General features: G+C 72.0%; 10 protein-coding genes. All 10 read right to left on the bottom strand.

Annotation, left to right across the window (positions count from 1 at the left end; all coding sequences use genetic code 11):
• Window position 1 precedes the first annotated feature (1 nt).
• A complete protein-coding gene (locus AB0J88_RS27155) occupies window positions 2–967 on the bottom strand; it encodes a sugar ABC transporter permease (protein WP_364361904.1) in 966 nt (321 codons plus the stop codon).
• A gap of 60 nt (window positions 968–1,027) precedes the next feature.
• Window positions 1,028–2,338 (bottom strand): extracellular solute-binding protein, encoded by a 1,311-nt coding sequence (locus tag AB0J88_RS27150; RefSeq protein ID WP_364361906.1) that lies wholly within the window; start codon window positions 2,336–2,338, stop codon window positions 1,028–1,030.
• Between the two features lie 80 nt (window positions 2,339–2,418).
• Window positions 2,419–3,462: a LacI family DNA-binding transcriptional regulator gene (locus tag AB0J88_RS27145; RefSeq protein ID WP_364361942.1), complete on the bottom strand. Its 1,044-nt coding sequence runs from the start codon at window positions 3,460–3,462 to the stop codon at window positions 2,419–2,421.
• A 135-nt stretch (window positions 3,463–3,597) separates the two neighbouring features.
• Window positions 3,598–4,236 carry a CbiX/SirB N-terminal domain-containing protein gene (locus tag AB0J88_RS27140; protein ID WP_364361908.1) on the bottom strand — a complete coding sequence of 213 codons (639 nt, stop codon included), beginning with the start codon at window positions 4,234–4,236 and terminating at the stop codon, window positions 3,598–3,600.
• 73 nt (window positions 4,237–4,309) lie between these two features.
• Window positions 4,310–5,395 (bottom strand): uroporphyrinogen-III synthase, encoded by a 1,086-nt coding sequence (locus tag AB0J88_RS27135; RefSeq protein WP_364361909.1) that lies wholly within the window; start codon window positions 5,393–5,395, stop codon window positions 4,310–4,312.
• Window positions 5,392–5,718, bottom strand: a complete 327-nt coding sequence (gene nirD, locus AB0J88_RS27130; RefSeq protein ID WP_364361911.1) for a nitrite reductase small subunit NirD — start codon at window positions 5,716–5,718, stop codon at window positions 5,392–5,394. The genes AB0J88_RS27135 and nirD overlap by 4 nt, the downstream gene beginning before the upstream one ends.
• Window positions 5,715–8,150 carry a nitrite reductase large subunit NirB gene (gene nirB, locus AB0J88_RS27125; RefSeq protein WP_364361913.1) on the bottom strand — a complete coding sequence of 812 codons (2,436 nt, stop codon included), beginning with the start codon at window positions 8,148–8,150 and terminating at the stop codon, window positions 5,715–5,717. Before nirB ends, nirD begins: the two co-directional genes overlap by 4 nt.
• Window positions 8,147–9,541 (bottom strand): FAD-dependent oxidoreductase, encoded by a 1,395-nt coding sequence (locus AB0J88_RS27120; RefSeq protein ID WP_364361915.1) that lies wholly within the window; start codon window positions 9,539–9,541, stop codon window positions 8,147–8,149. The genes nirB and AB0J88_RS27120 overlap by 4 nt, the downstream gene beginning before the upstream one ends.
• Complete coding sequence (locus AB0J88_RS27115; RefSeq protein WP_364361917.1) at window positions 9,538–11,544, bottom strand: molybdopterin oxidoreductase family protein; 2,007 nt, start codon at window positions 11,542–11,544, stop codon at window positions 9,538–9,540. Before AB0J88_RS27115 ends, AB0J88_RS27120 begins: the two co-directional genes overlap by 4 nt.
• Window positions 11,545–11,612: 68 nt before the next feature.
• A complete protein-coding gene (locus tag AB0J88_RS27110) occupies window positions 11,613–12,893 on the bottom strand; it encodes an MFS transporter (RefSeq protein ID WP_364361919.1) in 1,281 nt (426 codons plus the stop codon).
• Between the last annotated feature and the right edge of the window lie 30 nt (window positions 12,894–12,923).

Genomic DNA, 12,923 nt, shown 5'->3' with positions numbered 1-12,923 from the left:
GTCAGACCTCCCGGTCCTGGCGCTCGTTGCGGTACTGCAGGTAGATGAACACCGCGGCGACGATGATGATGATCAGCGTCAGCACGGTGGAGATCGCCGAGCCGTAGCCGACCTGAAGCTTCTTGAAGAACGTGTAGTACGCGAAGTACGACGGCACATTGGTCGCGTTCTCCGGACCGCCGCGGGTCAGCGCGAACACCGGGCCGAAGACCTTCAGCGCGGCGATCGTGCAGGTCAGCGCGACCACGAAGGTCTCGGGCCGGATCTGCGGCAGGGTGATCGCCTTGAACCGGTGCCACCAGTTGGCACCGTCGACCTCGGCGGCCTCGTAGAGCTCGGGGTCGACGCGTTGGAGCGCCGCCATGAAGACCACCACCGGGTAGCCGATCTGCACCCAGATCATCACGCCCATGACGCTGGGCAGGGCGGTGTTCGGGTCACCGAGCCAGTCATGCCGCAGGGCACCGAGACCGATCACGTCGAGCAGGCCGTTGAACGCGCCGTCGGGCCGCAGGATCCAGCCCCAGACGATGCCGGCCACCACGACCGGGAGCACCTGCGGCAGGTAGAACGCGGCGCGCAGGGCGGAAGCGGTGCGAGGCTTGAACTTGCGCCCGATCACGTCGAACAGCACGGACGCGAGCACCAGGCCGGCCAGCGTCGGCACCACCACCATCGCGACGATCATCGCGACGGTGTTCTTGAACGACTGCCAGAACACTTCGTCCTGGAACAGCCGCGTGTAGTTGTCGAAGCCGATGAACGTCGGGTCGCCGATGCCGGACCACTTGGTCAGCGACAGGTAGACCGTCGCGATCAGCGGCCCGCCGATGACGACGAGGAACAACAGCGCACCGGGCAGCAGGTAGAGCCAGTAGCCGGCGCCGCGGCCCTTGCGCTTCGGCGGCTTCGGTGCGGCGGGGGTGGCCGGCCTGTTCTGGGCGGCCGAGGTCTCGGTGAGTGCCATGGGAGATCCTTCCCGGCGGGACGGGCGCACCGACCGTGGCCGGTGCGCCCGCGTGCCGACTTACTTACCGGTGATCTCCTTGACGCCGTCGTCGTACGGCTTGGCGATCGCGTCGAGCACCTGGTCGGGCGTCTTGGACCCGTTGATCAGGCTCTGGAAGCCCGAGACCAGCACGTCGTAGTAGCCGGGGACCGGCCAGTCCGGGTAGAAGGCCAGGCCGTCCTGCTGGCTGACGGTGTTGAAGTTCTCGATCAGCTTCTTGTTCTTCGGGTCGGTGATCTGCGAAGCGTCCGCGGCCACCGGGACACCACCGTTGTTGCCGATCAGCGCCTGGATCTCCGGGCGCATGGTGATGTCGATGAAGTCGTACGCGAGGCCCTTGGCCTTGCTGCTCGTGGGAACGACCCAGAGGTTGCCGGACGAGCCGGCGCTCAGCTTGTTGCCGGGGAACAAGAACGAGTCCCAGTTGGCCTTCATCTCGTCCTTGAACCGGCCGTACCACCAGCTGCCGGAGACGATCATCGGCGCCTTGCCGGAGATGAAGGCGGTGCCCATGTCCTCGGCCTTGAGGCTCGCCGACTCCTTGGAGACGTAGCCCTTGGCCACGTAGTCCGCGAACGTCTGCGCGCCGTACTTCAGGGGGTCGGCCTTGAAGTCGACCGGGTTCTTGTAGAGCTGGTAGTCGTCGACGAACTTGCGGTCGGCCTTGCTCAGCGCGAGCTGGTAGAACAGCTGCCCGGCCGGGTACTCGGCACCGGCCTCGGCCAGCGGGGTGATGCCCTTGGCGACGAACTTGTCCATCGCCTGGGTGAACTCGTCGTACGTGGTGGGTACGGCGATGCCGTTCTTGTCGAACAGGTCCTTGTTGTAATAGACCATGACGTACTCGCCGTAGTTGGGCACGCCGTACCAGTTGCCCTCGCCCATCACGCCCTTGTCGCTGTAGCGGGCGGTGGTCTGCAGGCTGGGGCTGAGCTCCTTGTCCCAGCCACGCTTGGTGGCCTCTTCGGTCAGGTCGGTCAGCAGACCCTGGGAGGACAGCAGGCCCGCGGTGGCGTTGCCCTTGTTGTACTCCATGATGTCCGGACCTTCGTCCGAGTTGATGATCATGCCCGCGTTCTGCTGGATCTGCTCGAACGCCTTGCGCTCGAACGTCACCTGCACGCCGGGGTGCTCGGTCTTGAAGATCTCGATCGCCTTGTCCCAGGCGATGCCCATCGCGCTGTTCTCGCTCTCGTAGTGCCAGAGCTTGAGAACCTTGGCGTCACTGCCTTCGGTGGCACCGCCGTCGTCGCTGCCGCACGCGGCCAGCGTCGTGCCGGCTATCGCGGCCAGCGCGACCGCGACGCCCAGCTTGCGGAATCGCCCCATTGCTATCCTCCTGTTGAGTATCGAGCCCGGTACTTACTGGCCCGCCGTTGCGTGGCAGCGCGGCGGCGGGCCGTCGCTTGTCAACCGCCCGGCGCCCCCGTGCCGGACAGTTCGTTGTCGGGCCGCGCGGCCGGGCACGTCGAGCCCCGGACCTCCAACGCGCACGGCAACAGCTGTTGGTGGTGGCCGCCCGTACCGTCCAGCTGGCGCAGCAGCGCCTCCACCGCGATCCGGCCCAGCGCCGAGCCGGGTGAGGTCATCGCGGTGAGGGCCGGGTGGGCCAGCTCGGCGACCGCCGGTGAGGTCACCATCGAGACGACCGAGACGTCGGTCGGCACCGCTCGGCCCCGCACCGCGAGCTCCGCGAGGATGCCGAAGATGGCGTTCTCGTTCATGGCCAGGACGGCGGTCAGGTCAGGCGCCTGGGTCATGGCCTGGGCGAGCGCCGCACGGCCGCCGGCGGCGCTGTCCTCGGCCGCGATCATCACGGGCTCCAGGCCGTAGCCGGCCATCGCCGCGACGAACGACTCCCGGGTGCGCAGGGCCGGTCCGTAACCCGCCGCGATGGTGGCGGCCGAGTGGTTCACGTAGACGATCCTTCGGTGGCCGAGGCCCACCAGGTGGTCCACCGCTTCCCGGACGGTCTGGTCGAAGTCGATGTCGACGTACGAGAGGCCGGTGGTGTCGCTGGTCCGGCCGATCAGCACCAGCGGGACGCCGGTCTCCTGGAGCACGCCGACGCGCCCGTCTTCGACCTGCACCTCCATCAGGGCGACGCCGTCGACCATCCGCTGGCTGGCGAGCCGGCGCAGGTCGTCGAGGTCGCCGGCGCCGATGGGCGAGAGCACCAGGTGGTAGCCCGCGTCGCTGGCGGCGGCGGCCGCTCCGGTCACGAAAGCGGTCTCGGTGGCACCGAAACCGCGCTCGCTCATGGGCATCAGGAGGCCGACTATCCGGCTGCGCCGCGTGGCCAGGCCGCGAGCCATGGCGTTGGGCTGGTAGTCGAGCTCGGCCATGGCCTCGAGCACGCGCGCGCGGGTGGCGTCGGAGATCGGCCGGGTGCCGGTGAGCACGTAAGACACCGTGCTGACGGAGACGCGCGCAAGGCGTGCGACGTCATGCATGGTAGCCACCGCGCACCTCCTTTGGCCTGCGATGGGATCGCTCCCGCCCGATCGTCGAAGCGTTTCGACTAACCGGTTCGACGAGACCGTAAGTCACGCGTTACGACGGCGTCAATAGCTGATGTCGAAACCGGGTCAGGAGCGAGACGCCAGCGCGGGAGCGCGGGCGAGATCGAGGACCACGTCGACGACCGCCGGGTGGGATACGAGGGGCGGCGTGACCACGTCGCCGCCGGCCTGGCGGAGCGCCCGGTGGAACCGACCGTCGGCGAGCAGATAAGCCAAGATCACGATGCGCTCGGCACCCCCGGCCCGCAGCGCCCGGACGGCGTCGGGCACCGAGGGCTGGGCGGACGCGGCGTAGCCGACGGACACGGGGACCGGCAGGGCCGCGGCGGTGGCTTCGACCTCGGCCCGGGAGCGGGCGTCACTCGACCCGGCGGCGGCCAACACAACCGCGTCGGCCGGCCCGGCCGCGGCAAGCCGATCGGCCAACACACCGAGCAACCGCCCAGCGGTCCCGAGCGGGGGTGAGACCGTCGCATCCTGGAACGCCTCGGCGATGTCGACCCGGACGTGATGACCGGCGGTCAACAGCAGGGGCACGACGACCGCCGGCCGGACGGCGACGTCGCGGACGTGGGGCGCCTGGACGTCGACGTACGCGAGCCGCACGTCCCCGGCATATCGCCGCGCGACCCGCCGAGCAAGATCGCAAACCTGACCCTGCCCGGCCGCCACGCGGGTGCCATGGGCGACGAGCACGAGCGTCATGCGCACACCCGTTGGCGGCAGGCGGCACGACGCCACATGAGGTCACGGACCTGAGCCGGGAGCACCGCCGGGTTCATGCCGGCGTCCGCAGGCGGTAGCCGCGCTTGATGACCGTCTCGACCAGGTCGGCCGAGCCCAGCGACGACCGTAGGCGGGCCACGGCCATGTCGATCGCGCCCTGGGTGCCGCTGGGTAGGGCCGCGGCCAGGCGCGCGCGGGAGACGACCGTGCCGGGTTGGCTGGCGAGCGTTCGTAGCACCGCCATCGAGGCTGGGGCCAACGGGAGGAACTCCCCGTCGACGATCGCCGCGTGACCGCGGAGCTCGACCGTTCGGCCCGCCACCACCAGCCGGCGCGCGCGGGAAGGGAGCGCCTCGGTGACGGCCCGGACCAGGGCGCCCAGCCGTGCCCGGTCGGGCACCAGCGTCGGCACCCCCTGCTCGCGCAGCGGAGCTGCCGTGACCGGCCCGACGCAGGCGGCCAGCACCCGGTCCCGGAACGCGTCGAGCACCGCCGACGCCCGGTCGCCGCCCGCGGAGAGCAAGGCGATGACCGCCGGCGCGCTGGTGAAGGTCACCGCGTCGATCTGTCCCGCCACGATCTGGTCGACCAGTCGGCGCAGCGGCTCCTGGTCCTCCCGGGCCGTCCACCGATAGACCGGCACCTCGACGACCTGCGCCCCGGCCGCCCGGAGCGCCGTCGTGAACTCGTCCTGCGGGCCGCCGTGCAGTTGGACCGCGATTCTCCTGCCCGCCACTCCCTCGGCGAGCAGCTTGTCGAGGATCTCCGCGCACGACTCCGTCGGCGCCGACCACTGCTCGGTCAGCCCGGCCGCCCGGATGGCGCCGCACGGCTTGGCTCCGCGCGCGATGAGCCGCGCCCCGCCCAGGCCGTCCCGGAGCGCCTCGCCGACGCCCCAGCCCTCGGCCGCCTCCAACCAGCCGCGAAAGCCGATGCCCGTGGTCGCGACCACGACGTCCGGGGCGTGGTCGACGCACGCGACGGTGGCCTCCCGGAGCGCCGCGTCGTCCAGCAACGGGATGATGGTGATGGCCGGGGCCGAAACCACCCGGGCGCCGCGGCGTTCCAGCAGTGCCCCGAGCTCGTCGCGCCGTCGTTCCGCCGTGATCGCGACCGTGAACCCTTGGAGCACGGTCATGCCGTGCCTACTTCGACCACGCCGCCGCGTACCCGGATCGGGAACACCGGCACCCGTGCGTCGGCGTCGAGGCACTCGCCGGTGTCGAGGTCGTACGCCTGCTTGTGCATCGGCGATGCGACCACCGGCCGGTCGCCGCGCGTGCCCACCACGCCCCGGGACAGCACGTGTGCCCCGCTGACCGGGTCGCGGTTGCCGATCGCGCGCAGCCCGTCGTCGTGCAGCCGGAACACCGCCACCTGTGCGTCGCCGACCAGGGCCGCCACGCCGCGCTCCGCGAGCAGGTCCGTGAACCGGCACACCGGCGTCCAGACGACGATCATGACGGCATCCCCAGCGGTACGGGCTGCCCGCGTTCGCTCCCGAACGAGATCGACGGGTCCGGTGTCGACGGCGCGTTGACGAAGGAGACGAAACGCCGCAGTTTCACCGGGTCCTCCAGCACGTCCCGCCACTCGTCGGTGTGCGAGGCGACGTGGCGCGCCATCGCCTCGTCGAGGTCGGCGCACAGGCCGAGGCTGTCGTCGACGATGACGGCGCGCAGGTGGTCGAGGCCGCCGTCGAGGCTTTCGATCCAGGCCGCCGTGCGTTGCAGGCGGTCGGCGGTGCGGATGTAGTACATGAGGAACCGGTCGACGGTCCGCACCAGCGTGTCCGTGTCCACATCAGACAGGAACAGATCGGCGTGCCGGGGCCGAAAACCGCCGTTGCCGCCGACATAGAGGTTCCAGCCCTGCTCCGTCGCGATGATCCCGAAGTCCTTGCTCCTGGCCTCGGCGCACTCGCGCGCACACCCGGACACCGCCGACTTGATCTTGTGTGGCGCCCGCAGCCCTCGATAGCGCAGCTCCAGCGCCACGGCCAGCCCGACCGAGTCCTGCACCCCGTAACGGCACCACGTCGAGCCGACGCACGACTTCACCGTCCGCAGCGCCTTCCCGTACGCGTGACCCGACTCGAACCCGGCCGCCACCAGCCGCCGCCAGATGTCGGGCAACTGCTCGACCCGTGCCCCGAGCAGGTCGATCCGCTGCCCACCGGTGATCTTCGTGTAGAGCCCGAAGTCGCGGGCGACCTCGCCGATCACGATCAACCGCTCGGGCGTGATCTCGCCACCCGGGATCCGCGGAACCACCGAGTACGTCCCGTCGCGCTGGATGTTGGCCAGGAAGTGGTCGTTGGTGTCCTGCAACGCGGCCTGCTCGCCGTCGAGGACGTGACCGTTGCCGAGCGAGGCGAGGATCGAGGCCACCGTGGGCTTGCAGATGTCACAACCGCGTCCGCGTCCATAACCGGAGACCAGCGCCGAGAACGTCCGGATCCCGCGCACCCGGACCAGATCGAACAGCTCCTGCCGCGAGTACGCGAAGTGCTCGCACAACGCCGTCGACTGCGCCACGCCGGCCTCGGCGAGCAGCGACTTGAGCAGCGGCACGCACGACCCGCAGGTGGTGCCGGCCCGGGTGCACGCCTTGACCGCCGGCACGTCGCCGCACCCGTCGCCGATCGCGGCCAGCACCGCGTCCTTGGTGACGTTGTTGCAACTGCAGACCTGTGCGTGGCCCGGCAACGCGACGTCCGGTGCGCCGGCCGAGAGGAAGTCGGCCAGCTTGCCGGGCACCGGCCCACCGACGGCGGCCCGCAGCGTGCCGTAGGCGGTCGCGTCGCCGACCAGGATCCCGCCGAGCAGCGTCCCCGCGTCGTCGGTCAGCGCCAGCTTGGCGTAGAGGCCGTTGGCCGGGTCGGCGTAGACGACGTCGAGCGCCCCCGCCGTCTGGCCGAAGCTGGCCACGTCGACGCCGAGCAGCTTGAGCTTGGTCGACGTGTCGGCCCCACCGAAGCACGCGGTGCCGCCGAGCAGCCGGTCGACGACGACATCGGCCATCGCGTAGCCGGGCGCGACCAGCCCGTAGCAGCGCCCCTCGACGGCGGCGCACTCGCCGACCGCGTAGACGGCCGGGTCGCTGGTCCGCAACGCGTCGTCGACCAGGATCCCGCCGCGCTCGGCGACCGCCAGGCCGGCGGCCCGGGCCAGGTCGTCGCGCGGGCGCACCCCGGCCGCGAACACCACCAGGTCGGTGTCGAGCGCCAGGTCCCCGGCGGTGTCGACGCGCAGCCGTTCCCCGTCGGTGGCGAGGGCGGTCACCGCGGTGCCGGTGTGCACCGCGATGCCGAGCTCCGAGATCCGGCGGCGCAGCATCGCGCCACCGGCCGCGTCGAGCTGCATGGGCATGAGGTGCGGCGCGAACTCCACCACGGACGTCCGCAATCCCAGCAACCGCAGGGCATTGGCCGCTTCGAGTCCGAGCAGGCCGCCACCGACGACGATCCCGGAGGACCGGCCGGACGCGTACGAACGCAGCGCTTCCAGGTCGTCGAGCGTGCGGTAGACGAAGCAGCCCCGCGCGTCGCGACCCGGAACCGGCGGCACGAACGGGAAGGATCCGGTCGCCAGCACGAGCGCGTCGTACGGGTATGCCCCGGCCGCCGTCCGCACCACCCGAGCCGCACGGTCCACCGACAGCGCGGGCTCACCGAGCCGGATGTCGGTGCCGGACGGAACCCCCGCCGGGGCGAGCGTGAGCTCCTCGGCGGTCGCACCTTCGAAATAGGCCGACAACCGCACCCGGTCGTACGCCCGGCGATGCTCCTCGGCCAGCACGGTCACCGACCAGCGGCCCTCCGTGTCGCGGGCGGCGAGCGCCTCGATGAGCCGCTGCCCGACCATTCCGTTGCCGACGACGACCAGTCTCATGCCGCGACCTCCGTATCAGGGTCCACCGTGGACAGCCAATCGACGAGTCCACACACCGCGTCCCGGCAGCCTCCGCAGCCGGTCGTGGCCCGGGTCGCCGCGACGACCTCGGCGACGGTCCGGCCGCCGCCTCGCCACACTGCCGTGATCGCGGCTTTCCGCACCGTGTTGCACCGGCAGACGACGGCCGCGTCCGGCATCAGCGCGGGGGAGTCGGCCGCGACGGGTGGGTCGGCACCGTGGGCGCGGCCGAGCAACAGCGACCGGCGGTCGACCGGCGCCTCGGCGTCACGGTCGAAGAGCTGCACCACGGTGCCGACGGCCGGGTTGTCGCCCAGCAGCACGGCACCGGTGATCCGGTTCTCGTGGATGACCAGCCGGGCGTACGTGCCGCGGGCCGGATCAGCGAAGCTGACCACCTCGGCGTCGGCGGGGGCCTCCGGCGAGCCCATGGCCGCGAGGTCGACGCCGCTCGCCTTGAGCCGGGTCACCACCCGCGACCCCCGGTACGCCGCACGGCCACCGGCGATCCGGTCGGCCACGGTCGCCGCGTGGTCCCAGGCCGGCGCCACGAGCCCGTAGACCGTGCCGCGATGCTCGGCGCAGTCGCCGATCGCGTACACGTGCGGGTCGCTGGTCCGCAGCGCGTCGTCGACGACGATGCCGCGGCCGACGGTGAGCCCGGCCGCGGCGGCCAGCCTGGTGTCCGGCCGCACACCGCAGGCGAGCACGAGCAGGTCGGCCGGGATCCGGTTGCCGTCGGCCAGGTGCAGCGCGTCGCCGGTCCACTCGCGGGCGCTCGCGCCGAGGTGCGCCCGGATCCCCAGACCGGCCAGCGTGCGGGCCAGCACGCGGCCGCCGTCGCCGTCGAGTTGCCGTTCCATGAGATGGGTGCCGAGGTGGACGACGTCGACCGCCAGACCGCGTCCGGCCAGACCGCGGGCCGCCTCAAGCCCGAGCAGCCCGCCGCCGAGGACGACGGCCCGGCGCGCGCCGGCCGCGTGCGACGCGATCCGCCGGCAGTCGTCGAGGGTGCGAAAGGCGTGCACGTTGGCCGCGTCCAGCCCCGGCAGCGGTGGGATCACCGGCATGGAGCCCGTGGCCAGCACCAACGCGTCGTACTCGTGCTCCTCCTGCGTCGTCCGCACGAGCCGACGCCCGGGGTCGACGGCGACCACCGGCTCGCCCAGCCGCACGTCGGCGCCGGCCGGCGCGGCCGCGATCGCCAGGTCGTCCTCGCCCACCTTCCCGGCGAGCAGAGAAGACAGCAGGATCCGGTTGTACGGCCGGTGCGGCTCGGCGCCCAGGGCGGTGACCTTGACGTCGCGGGCGCGCAGGTCCGCGACGACCCGCGCGCCCGCCATCCCGTAGCCGACCACCACGACCCTCATGCGGGCGTCACCTTCGCCGCGCAGACCTTGAACTCCGGCATCCGGGAGATCGGGTCGAGCGCGGGGTTGGTGAGCAGGTTCGCGCCGCCGTAGTGAAAAGGCATGAAGACCGTGTCGGCCCGGATCGTCGTGCTGACCCGGGCCGGCGCGGTCGCGCTGCCGCGTCGGGTGGCCACCGTGACCGGAGCGCCGTCGTCGATCCCGATCCGGGTGGCGAGGTCGGGGTGGAGCTCCACGTACGGGTCGCCCGGCAGAGCGGAGATCCGCCGGGTCTGCGCGCCGGACTGGTACTGGGTCAGCACCCGCCCGGTGGTCAGGTAGAGCGGGAAGTCCGCGTCGGGCTCCTCGGCCGCCGGCCGGTGCTCGACCGGCACGAACCGGGCGCGGCCGTCCGGCGTGGCGAACCGGTTGAGGAACAGCCTCGGCGTCCCCGGGTGTGCCTCGTCGGGGCAGGGCCAGAAGACCCCGCCCTCGGCGTCGATCCGCTCGTAGGTGATCCCGGCGTAGTCGGCCACGCCGCCGGCGCTGGCCCGCCGAAGCTCGTCGAAGACTCGTCCGGGATCGGCGGAGGTCGGCACGCCCAACCGCCCGGAGAGCTCGGCCAGCACCGCGAGATCGGTCCGCACGCCTTGTGGTGGCTCGGTCAGCCGCCGGCGGCGGATCACCCGGCCCTCGAGGTTCGTCATCGTGCCGTCCTCCTCGGCCCACTGCGCGGTCGGCAGCACGACGTCGGCCAGGGCGGCCGTCTCGGAGAGCACGAAGTCCGCGACCACCAGCAGGTCGAGGTCGCCCAGCCAGCGCCGCACGCCGGCCGCCCGCGGAGCGGAGACCACCGGGTTGGAGCCGAACACCAGCAGGGCGCGGACGGCGTCCGAGCTGAGCAACTCGTATGCCGACGGTCCCGGCCCAGGGATGTCCTCGGGCGCGACGCCCCACACCCGTGCCACGTGCGCGCGGGCCGCCGGGTCGTCGATGCGCCGGTAGCCCGGGAGTTGGTCGGCCTTCTGCCCGTGCTCGCGGCCGCCCTGCCCGTTGCCCTGCCCGGTCAGGCAGCCGTAGCCGGAGCCGGGCCGACCAGGCAGGCCGAGGGCGAGCGCGAGGTTGACGAACGCCGTGACCGTGTCGGTGCCCTTGGCGTGCTGTTCGGCGCCGCGGGCCGTGAGCACCATCGCCCGCCGCGCGTCCGCGAGGCGTTCGACCGCCGCGTACACGTCGGCGACCGGCACCCCGGTCAGCCGCTCGACCCGGGCCGGCCACCACTGGGCCACCGCGGCGCGGACCTGGTCGAAGCCGGTGGTGCGCGCGTCCACGTACTCCTTGTCGAGGTGTCCCTCGGTGATCGCGATGTGCAGCAGCCCGTTGCCGAGCGCGAGGTCGGTGCCCGGAGTCGGTTGCAGGTGGAGTGCCGCCAAGCGGGCGGTGGCGGTGCGCCGCGGGTCCACGACGATCAGTCCGTCGCCGCGCAGGTGGCGCACGAACGGCGGCATCGTCTCGGCCGGGTTCGCGCCGACGAGCAGCACGGCGTCGGCCGCGGCGATGTCCTCGACGGGGAACGGGAGCCCGCGGTCGAGCCCGAACGCGCGGTTGCCGGCCGCGGCGGCCGACGACATGCAGAAGCGCCCGTTGTAGTCGATCGTGCGCGTGCGCAGCGCGACCCGGGCGAACCGGCCGAGCGCGTACGCCTTCTCGTTGGTCAGCCCACCACCGCCGAAGACCCCGACGGCGTCGCGTCCGTGCCGCTCCTGGATCGCGCCGATGCCCGCGACGATGCGGTGGAGCGCCTCCTCCCAGGTCGCCGGTCGCAACGTGTCGCCGTCCCGGACCAGCGGTGTGGTCAGCCTCTCGGGGTGGTGCAGCAGGTCGGCCGATGTCCAGCCCTTCTGGCACAGGCCACCCCGGTTGGTCGGGAAGTCGCGCGCCTCGACGTCGACCCCGTCCGCACCGGCCCGCAGCGTCATCGCGCACTGGAGGGCGCAGTAGGGGCAGTGCGTGTCGGCGGCCATGCCCACCACGGTCGCGACCTGCGGTTTCGGGGTTCGCTCGGCGCTGTTACCGGGTTGAAAATCGCGTATCACGTCGACCTCAGGGCGGTGGTGAGATCCCGGCGCAGGTAGCACCACCAGGTCACCAGCACGCAGACGGCGTAGCCGGCCAGGAAGACCAGGAGCGCGGCGTCGATCGACCCGGTCCGGGCGATCGACATGCCGAACCCGCGCGGGATGAGGAACCCACCGAACGCGCCGACCGCCGCCGCGATCCCGATGACCGCCGCGGCGCCGCCGTCCTGACCTCGGAAGATCGCCGGGATCATCCGGTACGTCGAGCCGTTGCCGACCCCGCTGGCCACGAAGAGCACCAGGAACGCGGCCAGGAAGGGGGTGAAGCCGTGACTCGTCAGGACCGCGCCGACCCCGGCGGCCATCACGACGAACGCCGCCACGGTGACCCAGGCGCCGCCGAACCGGTCCGCGAGCCAGCCGCCGAAGGGCCGCGCGGCGGAGCCGACGAGCGGGCCGAGCGCGGCGAAGTGCACGCCGGCCACCGCCGGGAACTCGGCCTTGATGAGCAGCGGCAGCGCCGCCGAGTAGCCGATGAAGCTGCCGAAGGTTCCGATGTAGAGGAACGACATCACCCAGGTGTGCCGGTTCTTCAGCACGGCGGCCTGCTGGCGCAGGGGCGCCCGGGAGACGGCCAGGTTGTCCATCCGCAGCCAGGCGAAGAGGGTGGCGAGCAGCACCGGCACCAGCCACAGCAAGGGGGCGTACGCGATGCCGGCGACGACGACCAGCGGCACCGCGAACTGCACGACGGCCACGCCGACGTTCCCGCCCGCCGCGTTGACGCCGAGCGCGAGGCCCTTGTGGCGCTCCGGATAGAAGTAGGAGATGTTGGCCATCGACGAGGCGAAGTTGCCGCCGCCGAGCCCCGCCGTGGCCGCCGCGACGGCGAACGCCCAGTAGGGCGTGCCGGGGTTGGTCACGCAGGCCAGCATCAGCCCGATCGGGAGCAGCAGGAGCGCTGACGAGACGGTCGTCCAGTTCCGCCCGCCGAACCGGGCCACCGCCGCCGTGTAAGGAATGCGCATCGCGGCCCCGACCAGGTTCGGCAGGGCGACGAGCCAGAAGAGCTGGTCGACGGAGAACGCGAACCCGGCGGCCGGCAGGCTGACGGCGACGGCGCTCCAGAGCAGCCAGACCGAGAAGCCCAGATGCTCGACGACGATCGACCAGACCAGGTTGCGCCGAGCGACCCGGCGGCCGGTCGACGCCCAGAACTCTTCGTCGTCGGGATGCCAGTCGGTGATCCAACCCCGATGCTCGGCGGGCTCGACCCGCGTGACAGTGGTCGTCATGGCGGTCACTGTCGTGCCGGTCCGTTGCGT

The sequence above is a fragment of the Asanoa sp. NPDC049475 genome (genome assembly GCF_040676915.1).
Classification (GTDB): domain Bacteria; phylum Actinomycetota; class Actinomycetes; order Mycobacteriales; family Micromonosporaceae; genus Asanoa.
This window is presented reverse-complemented; position numbering and strand designations above follow the sequence as displayed.

What these genes read in the sequence shown, in the direction of transcription:
- AB0J88_RS27155 (WP_364361904.1), bottom strand. Translation starts at nt 967, where the DNA reads ATGGCACTCACCGAGACCTCGGCCGCCCAGAACAGGCCGGCCACCCCC.
- AB0J88_RS27150 (WP_364361906.1), bottom strand. Translation starts at nt 2,338, where the DNA reads ATGGGGCGATTCCGCAAGCTGGGCGTCGCGGTCGCGCTGGCCGCGATA.
- AB0J88_RS27145 (WP_364361942.1), bottom strand. Translation starts at nt 3,462, where the DNA reads ATGCATGACGTCGCACGCCTTGCGCGCGTCTCCGTCAGCACGGTGTCT.
- AB0J88_RS27140 (WP_364361908.1), bottom strand. Translation starts at nt 4,236, where the DNA reads ATGACGCTCGTGCTCGTCGCCCATGGCACCCGCGTGGCGGCCGGGCAG.
- AB0J88_RS27135 (WP_364361909.1), bottom strand. Translation starts at nt 5,395, where the DNA reads ATGACCGTGCTCCAAGGGTTCACGGTCGCGATCACGGCGGAACGACGG.
- nirD (WP_364361911.1), bottom strand. Translation starts at nt 5,718, where the DNA reads ATGATCGTCGTCTGGACGCCGGTGTGCCGGTTCACGGACCTGCTCGCG.
- nirB (WP_364361913.1), bottom strand. Translation starts at nt 8,150, where the DNA reads ATGAGACTGGTCGTCGTCGGCAACGGAATGGTCGGGCAGCGGCTCATC.
- AB0J88_RS27120 (WP_364361915.1), bottom strand. Translation starts at nt 9,541, where the DNA reads ATGAGGGTCGTGGTGGTCGGCTACGGGATGGCGGGCGCGCGGGTCGTC.
- AB0J88_RS27115 (WP_364361917.1), bottom strand. Translation starts at nt 11,544, where the DNA reads ATGGCCGCCGACACGCACTGCCCCTACTGCGCCCTCCAGTGCGCGATG.
- AB0J88_RS27110 (WP_364361919.1), bottom strand. Translation starts at nt 12,893, where the DNA reads ATGACGACCACTGTCACGCGGGTCGAGCCCGCCGAGCATCGGGGTTGG.